Origin of the sequence: Corynebacterium dentalis (genome assembly GCF_900232865.1) — a bacterium.
In the GTDB taxonomy this organism is placed as follows: Bacteria; Actinomycetota; Actinomycetes; order Mycobacteriales; family Mycobacteriaceae; genus Corynebacterium; species Corynebacterium dentalis.
Window position 1 is genome coordinate 40,676 of the sequence record NZ_OCTS01000008.1, and the last position, 18,509, is coordinate 59,184.

At 58.9% G+C, this 18,509-nt stretch carries 14 protein-coding genes; 5 read left to right on the forward strand and 9 right to left on the reverse strand.

Annotation, left to right across the window (positions count from 1 at the left end):
- Positions 1 to 15 precede the first annotated feature (15 nt).
- Positions 16 to 2,976 (reverse strand): DUF3427 domain-containing protein, encoded by a 2,961-nt coding sequence (locus CS919_RS09725; RefSeq protein ID WP_099299293.1) that lies wholly within the window; start codon positions 2,974 to 2,976, stop codon positions 16 to 18.
- Positions 2,977 to 3,005: 29 nt separating this feature from the next.
- Positions 3,006 to 3,401 carry a (deoxy)nucleoside triphosphate pyrophosphohydrolase gene (locus tag CS919_RS09730; RefSeq protein WP_099299294.1) on the reverse strand — a complete coding sequence of 132 codons (396 nt, stop codon included), beginning with the start codon at positions 3,399 to 3,401 and terminating at the stop codon, positions 3,006 to 3,008.
- A gap of 136 nt (positions 3,402 to 3,537) precedes the next feature.
- On the opposite strand from CS919_RS09730, the gene CS919_RS09735 reads away from it, so the two are divergent.
- Entirely contained in the window at positions 3,538 to 4,371 is an 834-nt protein-coding gene (locus tag CS919_RS09735) for an NAD-dependent deacylase (protein ID WP_099299295.1), read from the forward strand.
- A 37-nt stretch (positions 4,372 to 4,408) separates the two neighbouring features.
- Here the strand turns inward: CS919_RS09735 and CS919_RS09740 are convergent, their stop codons facing one another.
- From CS919_RS09740 to CS919_RS09750, 3 genes are all read right to left on the reverse strand, one after another.
- Positions 4,409 to 5,098, reverse strand: a complete 690-nt coding sequence (locus CS919_RS09740; protein WP_099299296.1) for an MOSC domain-containing protein — start codon at positions 5,096 to 5,098, stop codon at positions 4,409 to 4,411.
- The gene (locus tag CS919_RS09745; protein ID WP_099299297.1) at positions 5,052 to 6,587 is read right to left on the reverse strand and encodes an RNA/DNA-binding domain-containing protein; all 1,536 of its coding nucleotides are present in this window, start codon (positions 6,585 to 6,587) and stop codon (positions 5,052 to 5,054) included. The genes CS919_RS09740 and CS919_RS09745 overlap by 47 nt, the downstream gene beginning before the upstream one ends.
- A gap of 121 nt (positions 6,588 to 6,708) precedes the next feature.
- Positions 6,709 to 9,399 carry an acyltransferase family protein gene (locus CS919_RS09750; RefSeq protein ID WP_099299298.1) on the reverse strand — a complete coding sequence of 897 codons (2,691 nt, stop codon included), beginning with the start codon at positions 9,397 to 9,399 and terminating at the stop codon, positions 6,709 to 6,711.
- A 125-nt stretch (positions 9,400 to 9,524) separates the two neighbouring features.
- On the opposite strand from CS919_RS09750, the gene CS919_RS09755 reads away from it, so the two are divergent.
- On the forward strand, positions 9,525 to 10,001 hold the full coding sequence (locus tag CS919_RS09755; protein WP_228073716.1) for a flavodoxin family protein: 477 nt from the start codon (positions 9,525 to 9,527) through the stop codon (positions 9,999 to 10,001).
- Positions 10,002 to 10,056: 55 nt separating this feature from the next.
- Here the strand turns inward: CS919_RS09755 and CS919_RS09760 are convergent, their stop codons facing one another.
- Positions 10,057 to 10,386: a hypothetical protein gene (locus CS919_RS09760; protein ID WP_099299299.1), complete on the reverse strand. Its 330-nt coding sequence runs from the start codon at positions 10,384 to 10,386 to the stop codon at positions 10,057 to 10,059.
- Between the two features lie 171 nt (positions 10,387 to 10,557).
- Between CS919_RS09760 and CS919_RS09765 the strand changes: the two genes are divergently transcribed.
- Both CS919_RS09765 and CS919_RS09770 read left to right on the forward strand, forming a co-directional pair.
- The gene (locus CS919_RS09765; RefSeq protein WP_268803901.1) at positions 10,558 to 11,691 is read left to right on the forward strand and encodes an NAD(P)H-dependent flavin oxidoreductase; all 1,134 of its coding nucleotides are present in this window, start codon (positions 10,558 to 10,560) and stop codon (positions 11,689 to 11,691) included.
- Between the two features lie 160 nt (positions 11,692 to 11,851).
- Positions 11,852 to 12,148, forward strand: a complete 297-nt coding sequence (locus CS919_RS09770; RefSeq protein WP_099299300.1) for a GlsB/YeaQ/YmgE family stress response membrane protein — start codon at positions 11,852 to 11,854, stop codon at positions 12,146 to 12,148.
- A 117-nt stretch (positions 12,149 to 12,265) separates the two neighbouring features.
- Here CS919_RS09770 and CS919_RS09775 read toward each other — a convergent pair whose 3' ends face one another.
- Both CS919_RS09775 and CS919_RS09780 read right to left on the reverse strand, forming a co-directional pair.
- A complete protein-coding gene (locus tag CS919_RS09775; protein WP_099299325.1) occupies positions 12,266 to 13,012 on the reverse strand; it encodes a response regulator in 747 nt (248 codons plus the stop codon).
- A gap of 57 nt (positions 13,013 to 13,069) precedes the next feature.
- Positions 13,070 to 14,458 (reverse strand): ATP-binding protein, encoded by a 1,389-nt coding sequence (locus CS919_RS09780; RefSeq protein ID WP_159460975.1) that lies wholly within the window; start codon positions 14,456 to 14,458, stop codon positions 13,070 to 13,072.
- 114 nt (positions 14,459 to 14,572) lie between these two features.
- Here CS919_RS09780 and CS919_RS09785 point away from each other — a divergent pair, with 114 nt between their 5' ends.
- Positions 14,573 to 15,832 carry a PspC domain-containing protein gene (locus CS919_RS09785; protein ID WP_159460976.1) on the forward strand — a complete coding sequence of 420 codons (1,260 nt, stop codon included), beginning with the start codon at positions 14,573 to 14,575 and terminating at the stop codon, positions 15,830 to 15,832.
- 43 nt (positions 15,833 to 15,875) lie between these two features.
- Here the strand turns inward: CS919_RS09785 and CS919_RS09790 are convergent, their stop codons facing one another.
- Positions 15,876 to 18,509, reverse strand: a complete 2,634-nt coding sequence (locus CS919_RS09790; RefSeq protein WP_099299303.1) for an ATP-dependent RNA helicase — start codon at positions 18,507 to 18,509, stop codon at positions 15,876 to 15,878.

The following is an 18,509-nucleotide window of genomic DNA, read 5'->3' on the forward strand; positions in this document are numbered from 1 at the left end:
GCTTCTGGCGCGATGTTACTTGGTTGAGTGGAGTGAGGCTTGCGGTTCAGCGGGCACGGCTCTGCGGTGTTCGAGGTACATGGACGGATCACCGACGAAGAAATCGAATAAACCATCGCTGACTGGTTGTTCGAGGTGAAGCTTCATCTCAACCACATTTACAGGCTTCGCATCTTTCCCAGGCATTTGGGTATCGCGGGAAGACGAAGGGGAAACCTTCCCGAGATAAAAGAATGCCGTGTTGTCCTTGTCTGACTTTTTCACAAGTAGGTGGAGGTCAGCTTCTCCATGGATGATCTTGCTCTCTGTTGGGCTGCCCATGGTTCGCTTTGATTTTGTGAACCAGCGCATGAGCGACGGGTCGAGAAACGCATCCTCATATTTCGTGGTTTCTGAGATCGCCTCATCTTTGTGATAAGTGACGAAAATTGGGCAAGTCATCGTTGCCTTGTCGAGCTTGTATCCGCCGATATTCTGCGGAATATCAGACTTATTCCAGTTGAGAAGGCGTGTGACATCCTTACGGGAGTAAATTTTGCCGACCTTCATGTCAGAAGCCCAGTCATACTTGTGCCGAGCGAGATAGAGACCGGTTTCAATCACATCATCAACATGCTCTGTGAAGGTCGAAGATGCCTGATAGGCATTTAAAAATTCTGGATGAGGCGACAGTCCTGAACTTTGTGGGTCGAGGATCGGATGAAACTTGATGCGATCCGGCTCAGTGTAGAAGTCGAGAGTCAGGACTTGACGAACGGAATTTATGACAAAGTCAGAATTGGTCAATCCCTCTTGCTCGAGAATATCCTTGAACTGTTTCTTACTAAGCATGTTTTTTCTAAGCAATTCGCGGACAAGTATCAATTCATGTGGGCGCATTCCGTTGAGGATTTCCGTGTCGAGGAAGCGCAACATATTGCCTTCATCAACCGTGGGCAGAACTTTTACTTTCCCTAGTTTTTGAATGAATCCCCAGTAGTTCCTGTCTTTGCCCTTCAGATTGGATGAAGTGCAAAGAAGAACAGGATCGATGGTGTCGAAGCGTGCGAAATCGATCCGCTTGGGTGTAGTGCCCAGTCGGAATTCCAACTCCTGGAAAGCAGACTTCAGGTTCGCAAAACTGTCCAATTTCACCTGGTCAAGCGATGCAAAGATTCGTTCCTTTGCGATGGCATCGAAGTTCACGCTAGAAACGCCCGCGATTGCGCCGCTGTTTTGAGCCTCGATAACTCGCTTCTTTATGCTGTGTTTGTTGCGAGAGTTATCGCCAAACAGTGCGATCGGAATGAGGAAGTTATTCGAATAATTGCCGATGAAGTCGATCACGCGAAGATGGTCTTTGCCAGCGTGCTTGCGCAGCCCGCGGCCCAGCTGTTGAGTAAAAATGATGCTGGACTGCGTGTTGCGGAGCATTACCACTTGGTTGACGGAGGGAATATCGATTCCCTCGTTAAAGATGTCGACCGTCAGAATGTAGTCAATATCTCCAGCTTTCAATAGCCCAACGGTTTGCTCTCGTTCATCCATGGAGGAATCACCGGTTAAGGCCTTGGTGCGCAGAATCCTTCCATTGACCGATTCCTGATTGAGTAGGTTGCTCATTTCGTGAGCTTCCCGCTTCGAACTGCAGAACATCAGGCCACGGACCTCACCCTTATGACCGTACTGACGGATCATCTTCAGTAGATGCCGAATTCGCTCTGGTTCGACTAGCTTGCTGAGATCTGAGGTATCCGTGGTGGATTGTCCCCGATCATCGGTGTAATCCGTGACGCCGTAATAGTTGAACGGGGCCAGCATTTTAGACTCCAGGGCCTCTTGCAAGCGAATTTCGAAGGGAACGTTGTGGTCGAATAGCTCGAAGATGTTGAAGCCGTCGGTGCGTTCTGGAGTAGCGGTGAGTCCCAGTAATTTCTGAGGGTTGAAGTGCTTGATGATGTTCTGATACCCCATCGCACCAGCCCTGTGAACTTCATCAATCACGATGAAATCGAAGGCATGAGGGTCCAGTTGGTTCAGAGTCTCTGGCCGTGACAAAGATTGGATAGTCGCAAAGACGTACTTCGGGTCAAAGTCTTTATTCCGGCCCGCAATTTTTCCGCACTCAGCGTCGCTGAAGTTCAGTACCCTCTGAAACTCAGCTATAGCCTTATCGAGGATCTGTTCTCGGTGAACAATGAACAGAAAGCGCTTCGGCGCGGCTTGTCTGACGGCTAATGCGGCCAGAATGGTCTTTCCCGTACCGGTGGCGGAGATGACCACGGCTCGCTTTTCCTCGGACTTCCATACCCGTTCAATGGCATCGAGTGCCTCTACTTGCATGTCATTAGGCACAATCTCACCGACGGGCAAGACTTTTTCGTCATCCGTTGTCAGATCATCCAGGGTGATCGTTGGTCGACGATGAGCAGCGTACTGATCGATCCAGTCTTGAGTGAGCGGATGACCATGGGCCTTCTGATCTTCTAACGTCGAATGAATCTGATCGACGATGTCTCCGTCCGGCATCGCAGAGAAGCGCAGATTCCATTCGTTATTGACCAACAGTGCATTGCGGGTCAGGTTGGAACTTCCCACAATTGCTGTGCTCGAACCTGCCTGCTCAAATACGTATGCCTTGGTGTGGAAAGGGCTGTTGCGATCCTCGTGAATAGTCACTTGGACGTTGGGAAGATCCACCAACTCCGAGAACACTTCTGGCGAATTGAAGTCCAAGTAATTGGACGTGATGATGGTGCCCTCGCCGGGGAAGTCAATCAATGCTTGCTTCAAAAGGCCAAGTGCCCCGGTGGTTATGAAAGCTACAGAAAAGGTGAACGACCGCGATCGTTTGAGCTCATGCAAAATGGCCTTGAGCATGTGGTTGTCATCCCGATTGGCAACGAGCACCGGGTTATAGATTTGCGGAGATGACGTGTTGCGGTCAACAAAACCGAAGGATGTATCCGCGAGTAAGGGATGGGAAGAACGCTGCATGTGTTGGGGTCTCTGATCCGTGGTGCCGGTTAACCGAGAACGCTCATGACCCGCTGAACCGCAGGAATATCAGCAGGAGCCCAGTCCAACTGGTCGAGGTTTTCTACATCGACCCAACGAGCCTCGGCATGCTCGGTGAGTTCAATTTTTCGGTCTTCAAGAGTGGCAAAAAAGGTGGTCAAGACAACGATTCCAAAGTCATATTCGTATTCGGTGGTCGTCACCTCATCACCAATAGTCGCGGCGCAGTTGAGCTCTTCTTCCAATTCACGGAATAGAGCTTCCTTGGGCGTCTCGCCCTCTTCGATTTTTCCACCTGGGAATTCCCACATTCCAGTCAGCGACATGTCCGGTCCCCGCTGAGCAGCCAATACCTGCGATCCATTAGTCAATACAGCACCAACGACATTGATTCGCTTCTTCACGCAAACTCCCGGTAGCTAGCAGATTATAGGTTGCTAATTCTTCGATAACTGCGCCTTGAACTCTCAAGGCGATACGTCAATCAGCGTAGCAATCATTCGCCCCAGCACCCGCTAATCACCAGCTACCCTCGGGGACATGAGCCACGTCATCGAGTTCAGCGCCAACGGCCATCCCGTGGATTCGCGCGGGAATGTGGCCGAGCTGCCCGCCGAGCTCGTTGAGGCCGCGCGCACCGCTCGCAACGTGGAGGTTTTCACCGGTGCGGGCATGAGCAAAGACTCCGGACTGGATACTTTCCGCGACGCACAGACCGGCATCTGGTCTCGGGTCGACCCGCAAGCCATGGCCAGTTTGAGCTCCTGGGCTCGCGACCCCGAACCCATACTGGCTTGGTATTTGTGGCGAGGAACGCTGTGCCGCCGAGCGGAACCGAACCTCGGCCACAGGGCGATCGCGAGCTGGTGGGGCAGAAGTGGCGCGAACCTACATATCACCACACAAAACATCGACGACCTGCACGAACGCGCCTTCGATGACCACAACGAAGCTCGCCCCCGCATCGCTCACCTACACGGGAGCCTGTTTTCCTACCGATGCTCGATCTGCCACAAGCCCGCCCGCACCCCAGAATTGCCACAGGAACAGGTAGAACGCGCCACGCCCACAGCCTGCTCATTGTGCGGAAACCCCGTGCGACCAGGCGTGGTCTGGTTCGGCGAACCGCTGCCGGAAAAAGAATGGGACCAGGCCGAAACCTCAATGCAGCAGGCAGACCTAGTGGTGATCGTGGGAACCTCCGGCGTGGTGTGGCCCGCGGCCGGGTTGCCGAACATCGTCGCCGAACGTGGCGTGCCCATCGTGGAGGTCAGTCCGCAGCGTAGCGACCTCACGGACCTAGCCACATGGTCTTTAAGAACGACGGCAGCAATCGGCCTTCCCGCCATCGTTCAAGCACTCGGGGAAGAATAATCCGCCTTATCCGACGCTTGACCAGGCAGACGTGTGCTTAGCGGAGCAGGCGCTCCAACTGCTCGTGGTACATCGCGGGGAGGCAACCCGCGTCGACTGCCTTGCGCGCGAGTTCCTTATCGCCCATCTTGGCGTGGAATACCTCGCCCATGGTCACCCCATGGCTGGGAGCCGGGCCAAAAGTGATGGCATCGCCGGGAGCGATTTCGCCGGGTCGAATCACCCGGAAATAGCAGCCCGCCTGTGCACGCTGGGCAAAGGACTTCATCCAGCCCTTTTGCTCCAGCCATGCGCCAAACGTGCGACATGGCTGGCGGGCAACGGAGACCTCCAACACGGCAGAGCCAACGAACACCTGCTGGTTGATCACCACCGATGCCCAGTCCACGCCCACAGTCGTGAGGTTGTCCCCGAACGCGCCATTGTGCAGTGATTTGCCCAGCTCAGACTCCCAGTAGTCCAACTCCTCCCGAGCCATGGCGTACACGGCTTTCTGCGCCCCACCGTGATGCTTGGAATCGCCGATAACATCGCCACGCACGCCCGAGCCATCGCCGTAATTGGGCCCCGGAGTGAAAACGGAAATCGAGTCGCACGGCTGCTTATTGATCCCGCTCACGCGATCCGCCCCTGCGGGATCAGGCTGGGGAACAGCCACGTTGGTGCTCAGAACCCGCTGCTCAGTCGTTGTTTGGCAGTGTTGTAGAGCTGTAAATGGTGCTGGCATTACCTTGCCCTCCGATCATGTCGATCCAACCGCTAGCGAGTAGGGGCTTGAGAGCATAACGGACCTGTCCTTCACTCAGCTGCGTTGCATCCATAATTTCTTGAATAGTTTTATTTTCTTCCGCTACGGAAGCGAAGACGATGGAGACGTTTTTTCCGTGGGGGAGCCGAAGATCAGATGTCTTTGTTGCATCCGCATTTGCCGATACTTGAGAGGGAGTGGGTTCGGGGGGGCTTGAAAAGGTGTGTTCAGCGGTCTTCTTCCTGCGGAAAATCACCTTGAAAGACACGCCAGAATTGATGAGTTTTGGCTGACGAAGGTTTGCGTACCGCGTGGCCTGGAAAACCTCGAGAATTCCGCCTCCTTCACCTTCCACAACAGCGTGGCCGTCAGATGTGACTGTTCGTTTTGCATGTTCGTAGAGCCGCTGATTCACTGCGGCCTTGGAAAGGTTGCTGCTTTCCAATTGAGAAACAGACACTCCCTTGAGTCCACCTGGGCTTTCGATGACGAGGGCGTCTTGAGTAATTCTGATCTCTACTCGTTTTCCGGCTCCCACGGTGTCCGGCCCGAGATCTCTGTGGATGAGAGCATTGGCAATCACCTCACGGATAGCGGTCATGGGAATTTCTGATTCCTGTACAAGATGCCCGCTCTCGTTGTACGTCCGGTCAGAAGAAATATTTTCCCGAACCCATTCCATCGAATCTTCAAGGAGTGCGGGAGCCGGGCCATCAAAGTGCTTTAGATTCTTGATTCTCCGGCCTGTGCCGTCAGAGGGAAGTTGTACTGCTGCGGTGATGCTGAGTGCAGGCAACTTAGCCTGTGGGTAGAAGCCAAGCGAATAAAGCCCTGCATACGTCAGTTCACCAGAACTGGAGGTCACTCCTGTGAGTTCTAGAATTTTCGAGTCGTCATTGATTTGGCCCAGCCTGCGGCTCTGGTTGCGGCATTTTGCTAGGTACTGCTTTAGTGCAGACTCATCGAGATCCGAGACACTTGAACCAGGCAGGGTTTTCAGGTCGTAATCATCCCGCTCCGTGTCATGGAGCGCTGCGACCTCCATCATGTGAAGATCGTTTGCATTCATCACATGGTCGCCGTCACCTTGGCGGAGCATTGCATTGCCCTTATACCTGGCAGGTTTTTGACTAGGTGACAACGGTTGTACCTGTACGATTAGAACTCGTTTGCCCCTGATCTCCACAGTCCAAAAGTCAAGATGCGGTGCTGGGACAACTGAATTTCTAGTTTGCGCAGCGACTTGATTTTGTAGCGCAGCAGCATCTTTTACCCCTCGAATTTCGAGGGAACTGTCAACACCAAGAAAAATGGTTCCACCGTCTGGCAGGTTTGCGAAAGCACACGTCGTTTCTGGGAGGTTTTCCGGCAACTGACGTGCCAGCTTGCACTCGATGAGGGTGGTGTCATCGCCAAGTGATTTAAGCTCGGCGAGGGCAACCTCTACCTGGTGCGCATTCCAGTTCATGTTTCAAACTGTAAATCTACAAACTGAAACTGTCAAAGTTTTAACAAGTTAACAGTTAAACTTTAGAACTTTTAGCGACAGTGGTAGTGAAAGCTATTGCTGACACTGCAGAACTCGCTGCTCAGTAGCCATAACCATTTCCGTAGCCGCCACCGTATGGCGGGTATGGCGACTGATAACCCGGAGTTACCACCGCTCCCGTGTTCGGGTCATAGGGCAGACCCGTGGACGGCTCGATGGGATAGCCCGTCTGCGGATCGTACTGCTGGACACCCGTGCCATTGTCCGCACCGCCACCGGTTCCCGGGGCAGGGGAGATGCCCTGGCCCGTGCCATTAGCTCCGGTGCCATCCGAGTTGGCGTCGACATCAGAATCAGAACCTTGACCCTCTAGGGCCGCAAACTCATCCTTGTCCAACGACCCAATCGCACGGGAATTACCGTCCCCATTAGCCGGCGGTACTTCATCCTCGCTAGCGGGCGGAACCGCACCATCAGCAGGTGGGAACGCAACAAAAGGCTTCAGCGGAGGCAGCGGACCCAGCGGAGGATCAGCGAACATCTGCCGCTCGATCTCCGGGGCCAAGGACGCAGCAAACACATTGGTGAAGTGGTGCGCATCGCGGTAAACCGCCATGTTGCCGATGATCGACGGGCACCAACCGTCCTTGCAGTAACCCAGCGTGGGATCCACATGCGTGACATCCAAGCCCTGGTAGGCCTCGTACTGCGGGCTCACCGGCAGCAAAGATTCCTCCACCGCAGAGCCACACACGCTATTGATGGTCTCGATCTCCTCCGGGGTCGGCGCATTCTGATCCGCCACACCTGGGAAATCGGTGCCGTCATAATTCGGATCCCCATTACCCGCGAAGTTGCCCTCCATCATCTCGGAGACGCACTCGCGCTGGTTGAACTGACCCTCTTCAGGATTGCGCTGCATGTGCCATGGGTTATCGCGCACCAAGTAGGAATGGATGCCCGCGTCCGTGAACTTGCGCACCACATCCACATACTCATCCGGAACCACCTCAGGACCTTGGCCCAGGTAGTCATTCGGGCGGGTGCCGGTCATGAAAATGCCATCCGTGGGCGGGTTTTCTAGGATGTAATCCATCACGGCATCAGACCACTCGCGACAGGACGGATAATCCTCGCCCGTCCACAGCGGAACAGTGGAGCCCACCGGGCAACCCATCTTCAGCAACGGCATGATCTTCAAACCGCGCTGCTTGCCCACCAAGTCCATGGCTGGCATGTAGTGCTCTGAGTGGGAGCCGCCGATGACGTATAGCGTGCGATCAGAATTCACATCGCCGTAGGCGCACTCTTCCTCGGACTGGTTGTAGTTCTTGTGCGTGATGACCACGGCAGGCTCGAAGCCGATTTGGCAGCCATCAGGCTGAGTAGGCGGCAGCAAGGCCTTGAAATCCTCCAGCGGAGGAATCAACGGCAGGCCTTCTGGGGCGTATCGGTCATACAGGAAGGACTCCGCACCCGGGTAGGTGCTGCGATCCATGGCGTGGGCCATGAGGTCTTCCGTATTGGCCTCTGCTTGCTCTTGCAGGTAGGTGGGGCTGGCAATGATCGCGCCCGCGATGAACAAAATCACCAGCGTGTAGATGGTCTTCGGCCACACCTTGATGGAGTTCCACCAGTACTTCGGGCTCCACAGCACCCAGCTGCGCGCAGGCTTCTTGCCCTGGCGCAGAGGCTTTTCAATCAGCCGGGAAGACAGCCACGCCAGCGCCAAGCTGGCCGCAATCACGCCAGCACCCACCAGCGGATCCACCATCGTTCCGCCACCGGAAGGGCCACCAGCGGCCTTTGCGCTGGAACGCTGGCCCATCCATGCAACCACCAACACCAACAGTGGCCAGTGCCACAGGTATAGCGCGTAGGAAATCCGGCCCAAGAACTGGAAAACCCTGGATTCCAACATCCGCGTCACGCCCGTGGGGCGGCCACCTGTGCCGGAGATAACCACCAGCGCGGCACCCACCAGAGGCACCAGCGTCCACGGTCCAGGGAACTGCTCAGAACCGTTGAGGAACAAGCCCGTGCAGATGATCGCGGCTAGGCCAGCCAGCCCCATGATCCAGCGCCACACAGAAGGGATGGGTGGAATCGCGAGGCTGCCATCCTTGCGTCGGCGCAATAGCCACAACCCCAGCAGGCCACCCAGGCCCACTTCCCAGAAACGGCTGAACGTCGAGTAGTAATTCAGCGCCTGGTTGTCCACGTTCAACCAGCACGCATACGCGAACGAGGCCGCCGTTCCCGCCGTAAGGACCACCAGCAACGCGCCCTTGGCAAACCTGCGGAAAATGGCGGCAATCAGCACCACCACCAGCAAAGACGCCACGTAAATCTGCAGCTGCGCAGACATCGACCACAAGTGCTGGAACGGGCTCACCGTATTGCGCACGTTGGTGTACTCGCGCCCAGAAAAGGCCAGTACCCAGTTGATGTAGTAACCCAGCGCCCCCACCGCGTCCTGGGCCATCGTGACGTGCACCAGCTTGCTCATCACAAATAAACTGCCCGCCAGGGTGGCCGCAACCACCACTGCGAGCAGAGGGAAAAGACGCCTCACGATGCGCAGCAAAGACTGCACAATCGTCAAGCCATCTTTACGCCTCGCATTGTTGAGCTGGCTGGAGAAGAAGAATATTCCGCCCAGCAGCAAGAAGACGTCCACGCCAGCGGACACTTTGCCCACGAACACGTGAAATACAACAACGAGGGCGATCGCGAGCCCACGCAACCCCTCGATATCTGTTCTGAAGGAAGTACCAGCTGATTTGGCCATAACGGAACTATCGTAGGCGTAGGGGCTGCGCATCTCCGAACTAACACTCTGCACTTGCGCAAAAGGGCCCCACCTTTTTGCCAGTTTTGGTGGCGTTTCCACAGTTCATCGTTATGTTAGAAAGCATGTCAACGATTCTTGTGGTCCATCATTCACCCACACCCGCCACCCGTGGTCTCGCCGATTTTCTTCTCGACGCCACCCGTGACGCGGCCGACATGGCCAACGAAGTGCTCGGGTCTGAACAGCGGATTGACGTGGTGGAAGTCAATGCCCTGGAACCGGACATCGACCAGTTGCGCGCAGCCGATGGGCTGATCCTGGGCACGACTGCCAACTTCGGCTATATCTCCGGAGCCCTGAAGCACTACTTCGATTCCACGTTCTACGCAGTCCAGCAGGACAAGCGAGGACTACCCATGAGCTGGTGGATCCGTGGCGGGTACGACACCACCGGCGCGGCCAAGGCCATGCGCAGCATCACCACCGGCTACGAATGGCAGCCGTGCGCCGAGCCCGTGGAGTTCACCGGCGACATCGAGCCACACCACGAGGAGCTCAAGGTCATGGCTCAAGCTGTGGTGGGGCAAGTGGCGTCGTAAAAGAAACAACCCAAAGAAAGCCCCCACGGGGATGGGGGCTGACGGCGGGGAGGAACTATTTGGCGTCCGAAAGGGCGTACGCCGCACCGGCCGTGGCGGCGGTAACGCTCAACACCGCAGGCCAGGAGCCCATCTTCTTCGCCAGCGGGTGGGACAGGCCGAACGCGCCGATGTAACCGGTGGCCAGGCCGGCGGCCACGCCAGCGCCAGCCTTGGCGTTCCACGAACGGGCAGCGTAACCGCCGGCAGCGGCCAGAATCACTCCGCCGAGGGGGCGAATGCCGGTCTCGCGGGCGGTGATCCAACCGCCGATGAGGCCCGTGGCGACCACTGCAGCCGTGTTGACATCCTTAGCGGGCTTCAGAGAAATGCTCGAGTTGCTCATACGATCCACCCTAGCCACGTTTTTTACATTGGCGAGGGTGAAGGTTGGCGAATCGGGGGTGCTCCAACTTTGCTCAACAAAATGGAGTAATTGAAGCGCAAAAAGATGAGAACTGCGAACCGAAAGCGTATTCTGGCCACCAGCCAAAAGATAAGAAAGGAGACAGGCTCTGTGGTTGAGGACGCATCGAAGGAACGTCAGAACATAACAACTCGCCTGACTCGCCTCTGGGACATCGACGTTCCTATCATTGGCGCTCCGATGGCCGGACGCGCTGGAGGCGAACTCGCCGCCGCTGTCTCACAAGCTGGTGGCCTCGGAATGATCGGGGTGGGGGCGAACACGAGCGTGGAGTGGGTCACCGAAAACGCCCGCATCGCCCGCGAGGCAACACAGGGCACGGGCGCACAAGCCGGATACGGAGCACAGGGGAATGCGATGGGCAGCTTTGCGCGCAGGATGCTGGGCCAAAAGGATTCCGCGGAGAGTGCTGGAGGCGCGGCCGCTAGTGCCGAGGCTACGGACCTGGGGAACTTCGGCATCGGCGTGATGCTGTGGGCAATCAAGGACCAGCCAGACGTATGGCAAGCCGTGTTGGATGCCCGCCCGAAGGTCATCAGCCTTGGGTTCGGCGATGCCAACGGATATGTAGAACAGGCGCATGACCACGGAATTTCCGTGGTGGCGCCAGTTAATGACATCGCGCAGCTCCGCCAAGCGCTGGATGCCGAAGTGGATGTGGTGTGCATTCAGGGCACGGACGCTGGCGGGCACACCGGGCGCATGGGCACTATGCCCCTGATGCAGACCATCTTGGACTACCTGATGCGCTCCGCGCCGGGCATCCCCGCGGCCGTGGCAGGCGGAATTGGATCCGGACGCGGAGTGGCGGCGGCCCTAGCGGCAGGCGCTGATGCGGCATGGGTGGGCACCGCGCTGCTGGGCAGCCCAGAAGCGCTGGGATCCGACGAACTGCGGGCCGCCGCGGTAAAGGCCACCGGAAAATCGACACTGCTGACAGATATCTACGACCGCGCCGAGCGGCAGGGGTGGGATACGGAAACGTGGCCCACCCGCACCGTGGCCAATAGCTTTACCGACGTATACGCCGAGATGTCCGAGCGGGGTGAAGTGACCGATGCGGAGCTGGTGGATGCGCGAGCGGCAGGTGGTGACTTTGCGGAGGATCTGAAGCTTCATGCAGGTCAGGGGCTCGACTTGCTGAAGTCAGAACAGCCGGCCGGAGCCGTTATTGAACAGATGGCCGACGAAGCACGCCTGTTGCTGAACCGCGCGTTGTTCTAGTTCTTCCTGGTGCCTGTGCCAGCGAGTGGCGCGTTGGATGCTCGTTTGCCTGCCCATATATGTGGTTAGCAAGGACGATATGGGTAACGACATGGTTCATTTTTGGCAACAATTTGGTTGATATGGGTACAAATTTGCGTTTTGCGGTAAAATAGTAGCCATGGATACTCTCATTCTCGCAGCAAACTCAGACTCTGGCGTTCCCGCACTCGGCTTCCTCGGCTGGATCATCATCGGTGGTCTCGCCGGTTGGATCGGTTCCAAGATCATGGGCACCGACGCCCAGATGGGCCTGCTGGCCAACATCGTCGTCGGCATCATCGGTGGCTTCCTCGGCGGCTGGATCTTCACCCTCATCGGTATCGGCAGCGGTGGCTGGATCTTCAGCTTCATTACCTGCCTGATCGGTGCTTGCCTCCTCCTGTGGATCCTCAAGCTGGTCATGAGCAAGCGCTAAACCTTCCCCTCTGACTGGGCATTCGCCCAGTCTCCACCTCACACCCGGCAGCGATGCTGGGTTTTCTTATGCCTGGGTTTTCTTAGGGTGGAGTGCGAATGCTGCGCGAGTCACTGTCTATAGGTGGTTATCCGAGACCCACCGGCTCAAGCTATGCCGGTTGGTGTGCTGAGTCTTCCGCAGAATATTGGACACGTGAGTTTCCACCGTCTTGACGCTGATGAAGAGCTTTTCCGCCATCTCCCGGTAGGTATATCCGCGAGCCAGCAAGCGCAAAACCTCGCGCTCCCGGCGCGTGAGATCATCCAGCAAGCTCTCGCCCTCCTGGACTTCTGCCACCTCAGAAGCCGGAACGCCCTGGCTCTGCAGATCCTCAGCGGACGCGAGGTTGGTTTCAGAACTATTAGCCGCCGCCTTGCCAGTTATTGAACTGCCGGCCGGGCCGGTGCTAAACGCGTCCAGCACATACCCAGCCAGACGAGGCGAAAACACCGCGTCGCCCGAGTGCACACGGCGAATCGCGTCCACCAGCTCTTCACTCCGGATGGACTTAGTCACGTACCCGCGCGCTCCGCCCCGGATCAACGCAATGACATCTTCGGCGGAATCGGACACGCTCAAGCACAAGTACTGCGCGCTCACACCAGAGCGCATGCCCTCTCGCAACACGGCCAAGCCCCCGCCCTCTGGCATATGGACATCCAACAGAATCACGTCGGGAGTACTGGCAGAGATGCCGCTGATGGCGTCGGACACAGAACCCGCATCACCCACCACCTCGATCATGCCGGCGCCCACGGTTCCCAACTCTGCGCGCACGCCCGCGCGGAACATGGAATGGTCATCGACGAGGAAGACGCGGATCGCGGATGCAGTGCCATCGGGCATGAAAGAAAACTCCAGGTAGAGGGCGGAAAAGGGCTAGTTGGGTGCGGCTGGCAGAGTGAAGATGACTTCCGTGCCGCCGGGTCCAGTATCGATTTCCACGCTACCGCCCGCACGCTCCATTCGCCCCAGAATCGACTGGCGCACACCTTGGCGGTCTTCGGGGATAGAATCCACCGCGAATCCGGGGCCGCGATCGCGGACGAAAAGTTCGATGCGGCCGGTGGGATCCTCGGCATCCACGAACACGTTGATTTCATCGCACCCGGAGTGCTTGGCGGCATTGACCATTGCTTCTCGCCCGGCCAGTACCAGCGCCAAAGAGGCATCGTTGGTGGGGCGATCCTCGCCAATCAACACTGGTCGCACGCGGATTCCGTACTGATCCTCGACCTCGCCGCAGGCTACTCGAACCGCGCCCAGCAACGTCTCCGGCGCCACGGATTCCTCCACCCCAAACAGCCACTGGCGCAGCTGGCGCTCCTGGCTGCGGGCCAACGTGACCGTCTCCGGCTCCTGCGAATTCTTCTGAATCATCGTCAGAGTCTGCAGCACGGAATCGTGAATTCTGCTGGCGATGTCCGCACGCTCTGCCTCCGCCGCGCGTTCCATCGCGGCCTTGTTGGCAGTTGCCCACAGGCGAAGCCACAACGGCACTAAGACCACCACAAAACCCACGATGAGAAGCAACACCGTAAGAAAAGCCAGGCCAAGCAGCGAGAACTGCGACTGCTGCGAATCCGAAACTCCCAGCACCACAATGGTCCCGGCCAGCCCCAAAATCAGCAGCACCACACCACCAATTAGGCTGCTCAGGTGCAGCCACCGATTCTTCGGCGTGAGCGTTCCGCCGCTCGCCACATCGCGTACACCGAAGGTCTGCCACACCAAGAACACACCCACGGCCGCCACGGCCAAGCCCACGGTCACCGGGGTGCGCTCGGCAGTCAGGGCACTACCGGCAATCAGCACCACCACGCCCACGGCGACCAGCGCCCAATCAGCCATCGTCGCAGGTCGATTGATGGTTTCTGGCCCTTTAATCCAGCGCGATCCCTCGTAGATCTTGGTCCTTGTGGTGCCCGCCATGCCGGCTTCCGCTTCACTTACCGAATCGGTGAAGATCCACAGACCGACGTACAAGGGGATGGCCAAACTCGGAGCGATCAGCAGGATGACAAAAGCCACGCGCACCCACCGCAAATCCACCCCAAGGTGTGCGGCCAAACCCGTGCATACGCCGCCGAGCAGCCGGTTTTCCCGGACGCGGTGAAATTCCGGGTACGGGGCGCCTACTTGCTGGCTGCCTGCCTTGCGACCGGAGGACTTATTCCGGCCCCACGGCCACAGGCCGCGGCTCGGGCCGGGATGTGATGGCTCGGGGCTTTGTCCTGGGCTCGGAGTTTCCGGGGTGGAGCGGGTCATAACAGTAGTGTGCCAGCTGAGAACATCAGGGATCATCAGGGTTTACCCTGAAATCACAGGATGAGGGGTTTTCCCCGATGTGGGACACGGCAGCGGGAAGAGACACTGGCAAGCATGACGAACAACACGCAAGACTTCAGCAGCACTCTTTCCGATATGTGGCGCACCCGCCCCGTGCGCTTTCCTTCCCGCCAAAACTCTGGAGCATGGCTGGCTGGCATCGCCGAGGGCATCGCCGTGCGCTACCAAATCTCCCCAGTGCTGATCCGCCTGGGATTCGTCGCACTGACCTTCTTCGCCGGCATGGGCCTGCTTCTGTATCTGACCCTGCTGGTGATCCTGCCGCGCTACACCGTGCCGCTCAGCCCCGCGGAGGTGGTATTCCGCAACCGCCGGGATCCGCGCTACAGTACAGAGCGGACGATCGGCTGGATCGTGGGCATCATCCTTATCATCAACGCGTTGGGCACCGGCAGCGCGCTGAGCACCAAGGACATCATCGGTGTGCTGGCCATCGCCGCGGCCGCGTACTTGTTGCATCAGCGGATGCCGGAGCCACCGGAGGATTTCTACGCCACGGCATACCCGGATCCGGACGCAGCGGATGCCACGGGAGGTGCTGCGGCGGGAGGTGCTGCGGCGGGCGGTGAGTATGGCGTCGGGAAGGAAAACACCACGTCAACCACTGAACACGACGCGCCGTACACCGCAGCAGAAGGATTTGAGACGCGGGCGGACATCCCCACGCCACCCAGCTGGGACCCATTGGGCACTGCGCCGTTCGCGTGGAACTTGCCTGATCCAGACGAGGCGCCTGCGCAGAGCCACGCCAGTGCCTCGGGGGCGCGGAAGCGGGGAGGATTCGGGCGCGCGATCCGACGGTTCGTGATCGCGATGGTGGTGCTCGTTGCCGTGAGCGGTACTGCGGTGCTGGGATTGGTTGGGTCTGACTTGGTTGGCGGATCGGAGCAATCCAACCTCAACGCTGCGACGTCCGGAACGTTCCCGGTAGACCCGGATAAGCAGAGTGCGCAGTACCGGTTCTGGATGTCCGACGTGGAACTCGACCTCGGAACGTTGTCTGCCGAATCTGGTGTGCTCAAGCGGGATGGGTTCCAAGACATGGAATTGAACGCGCGCCTGTCCGGAGTGAAACTGCTCATCCCAGAGATGACCACCGCTGCCAGCTACCAGGTGAAACTAGAGTGCACGGACACGTTTATGTCTGAATCGGTGTGCCAGCAGGGCACGAGCTTTGACGTGCGGGGCGCGGACTGGGAGGAGCGTGCTGCGGATGCTGCGCGGAAGGACCTGCCGACGGTGACGGTGCGTGTCAGCGCTGGGTTGGCCGAAGTGACGGTGGATAGGCGCTAGCGTTTTGAGTTGCTAGCGTTTAGAGCGCGTTGTGAGTGACCGGTTAGACCAGTTCAGATGGGTTTTCCGGCCACTTGTGCTTGGGGTAGCGCCCGCGCATATCCTTGCGTACACCCTGGTAGGGCCCGTGCCAGAAACTCCGCAGGTCATCCGTGACGGCCAGCGGCCTACCCGCGGGAGATAGCAGGTGAAACTGCACCGGCACACCCGCGATTCGTGGGGATTCGTGCAAGCCAAAGGCGTCTTGCAGCTTCGTCGCGATGATCGGCGCGGCGTGCGGATCCTCCGCCGGATACGTCACCGCCGCATTCCTGCCGCTTGGCAGCTCCATGCGCTCTGGTGCCCACTGGTCAATCGGCCGGTCCCACGGAATGAGCCCGCGCAGCACACCCGCCACGTCCGGGGCGCGCCCCGCAGCGAGATCACTGGCCGCGAATTCCAGAACCTCTTCCGGCAGGTCAGACGACACATCCGGGTAGCCCTCCACCCCGTGAGCATGCAGAAATGACATCCGCGCCAGCAGATTGCGCGCGTCGTTGCTCAATGGCAACAGCTCTGCGCCGTGCTCCTTCAGAGCCTCCCGGACGGCTCGCACGGACTCCTCCTTTGTCGCCTGCGCTGGCGCGCTGCTCAGCTCGATCACGCCCAGCCGCCGTACCTCCCGCACGCGCACTTTCTTGGTCTGTGGGTCAAAGGTTGCTGTTCTTTCCTTTTCGACGCCACCTCCCGCCGCAATCGCTACCTCCTCCGAGATCTCCACTGCGCTGCGAACACGAGCTCCCGTGCCGTCCTTAGTATGAGCGCGAGCGATGTCTGCCACGGCGAACCATTGTTGCGCGTTTCCACTGGTCGCGGCCAGCAGCTCGCGGCTCAAGGCCGCGCCAGTGCCGCCGACGGTGAGCACGCGGTCTGTCATTTCCGCCGCGTTGTCTACGACGCGCCGGGCGATCAATTGCGGGAAGCAGCACGCCACGCACACGCCGATCGCCTCTGGGCTGCCGGGCTTCGGTGGTTCTGCTGCTGACGAGAGGGAGGAGGTGAAGGCGGACAGATCAGGAAGGCCTTCGACGTTCCGCGAGAGCTTGTCCAGGATTTTGCGGATGCGTGTCACGCCCGGCTCCGAGCTGCGCACACGAGAGACTTGGGTGGCTAACGCGGTGGAGGGATCGGGTGTGGCGTCGAGAAGAAAAACAACCTTGGCCACGGTATCCACGTCCACGATCTGGCTGGCCAGGAGCGCGCCACGGGCCAGATGGGGATCCAACGGCATGGCGGCGAGGCGGCGACCCAACTCCGTGACCTGGCCAAACGGATGATTCTTGGACGCAGGAGTGAGCGCGCCGAGGCGGACTAGCGACTGCGTGGCGGCGCGGGCAGGGAACTCAGGAAAAGGGTCGGGGAGGGGCAGACCATTGCCGACGGGAGCGCCCCATACCGCGCAATCCAACAGCGCGCCCGTGAGATCCGAAGTGGAGATGGCTGGCGGGGAAAACACTGCTAGATGCGACCACTGCTCCGCGGTGATGCAGCGAAACACCTGGCCAGGGCCTTCGCGGCCAGCGCGGCCCGCACGCTGGACGGTGGAGGCCTGCGAGGCGGACTCGGTGACCAGCTGTGACATCCCGCGGGAGGAATCCAGCCTGGAAACCCGGGACAAGCAGGAATCCACCACGGTGCGCGCGCCGGGGACCGTCAACGACGACTCTGCGACGTCCGTGGCGATGATGACCCGGCGCGTTGGGGTGCGCTCGGTGGAATTATCTGAGGAGAGCGAATTGCGCGGCGACACTACCGCTGACTGCTGCTTGGGGGACAGGCCACCGTGCAGGGCCAGCGCCTCGATGGGGTGGCCCGCGACGGTGATTCCGTCCATCTTGTCTGCGAGGATTTCCGTGCCGCGGATGGTGGGAACGAAGGCCAGTAGATCGCCGGGGGAGGCGTCTATGTGCTCGACGGCGGTGTGTTTTAGTGCTTCGAGGATCCGGGTGTGCACGATGTCCTCTACTGAGCCACGCGCGCCGGGCCGAGCCCGGCTGTCTCGGTGAGAGATGGAGTTTTCGCTGGTGGAGTAGTGGATCTCCAGCGGATGGATAGGGTTGGGAACGTCCACAATGGGCGCATCCAATAGTGTGGCAAACCGCGCAGCATCCACGGTGGCGGACATCGCGACCACCACGAGGTCCTCCCGAAGCTCGCGCAGTTGAGCCAGCATGCCGAAAACCAGATCAGACTCCAAGTGGCGCTCGTGGATTTCATCGATGATCACCGCGCCCACATCCGCCAAGTCCGGATCGCGCAGCAATCTGCGCAGCAGAACACCAGAGGTGACAAATTCAATCTGGGTCGCTGGGCTGACGCGGGATTCACCGCGGATTGTGTAGCCCACGTCCTGGCCGAGGCTCCACCCGTGAATGCTGGCCACGCGCGCTGCCGACGCCCGGGCGGCGATGCGCCGAGGCTGGGTGACGATGACTTTGGTGGGGGCGGGTGTGGCGTCGGAATGAATACGAAGGGAATCCGAAGACGTGGCGCGATCGCGCAGAAAATCCTGCACATACCCGGGAGCTAGCGTGGTCTTACCGGTGCCGGGAGGGGCCTGAATAACCGCCGCGGATTGCCGGGATAAGGCAGCTAAAAGGGCATCGCGACCTGCAGAAAACGGAAGGTTGATGGTCAT

What these genes read in the sequence shown, in the direction of transcription:
- CS919_RS09725 (WP_099299293.1), bottom strand. Translation starts at nt 2,976, where the DNA reads ATGCAGCGTTCTTCCCATCCCTTACTCGCGGATACATCCTTCGGTTTT.
- CS919_RS09735 (WP_099299295.1), top strand. Translation starts at nt 3,538, where the DNA reads ATGAGCCACGTCATCGAGTTCAGCGCCAACGGCCATCCCGTGGATTCG.
- CS919_RS09740 (WP_099299296.1), bottom strand. Translation starts at nt 5,098, where the DNA reads ATGCCAGCACCATTTACAGCTCTACAACACTGCCAAACAACGACTGAG.
- CS919_RS09745 (WP_099299297.1), bottom strand. Translation starts at nt 6,587, where the DNA reads ATGAACTGGAATGCGCACCAGGTAGAGGTTGCCCTCGCCGAGCTTAAA.
- CS919_RS09750 (WP_099299298.1), bottom strand. Translation starts at nt 9,399, where the DNA reads ATGGCCAAATCAGCTGGTACTTCCTTCAGAACAGATATCGAGGGGTTG.
- CS919_RS09755 (WP_228073716.1), top strand. Translation starts at nt 9,525, where the DNA reads ATGTCAACGATTCTTGTGGTCCATCATTCACCCACACCCGCCACCCGT.
- CS919_RS09760 (WP_099299299.1), bottom strand. Translation starts at nt 10,386, where the DNA reads ATGAGCAACTCGAGCATTTCTCTGAAGCCCGCTAAGGATGTCAACACG.
- CS919_RS09770 (WP_099299300.1), top strand. Translation starts at nt 11,852, where the DNA reads ATGGATACTCTCATTCTCGCAGCAAACTCAGACTCTGGCGTTCCCGCA.
- CS919_RS09780 (WP_159460975.1), bottom strand. Translation starts at nt 14,458, where the DNA reads ATGACCCGCTCCACCCCGGAAACTCCGAGCCCAGGACAAAGCCCCGAG.
- CS919_RS09785 (WP_159460976.1), top strand. Translation starts at nt 14,573, where the DNA reads ATGACGAACAACACGCAAGACTTCAGCAGCACTCTTTCCGATATGTGG.
- CS919_RS09790 (WP_099299303.1), bottom strand. Translation starts at nt 18,509, where the DNA reads ATGACCATCAACCTTCCGTTTTCTGCAGGTCGCGATGCCCTTTTAGCT.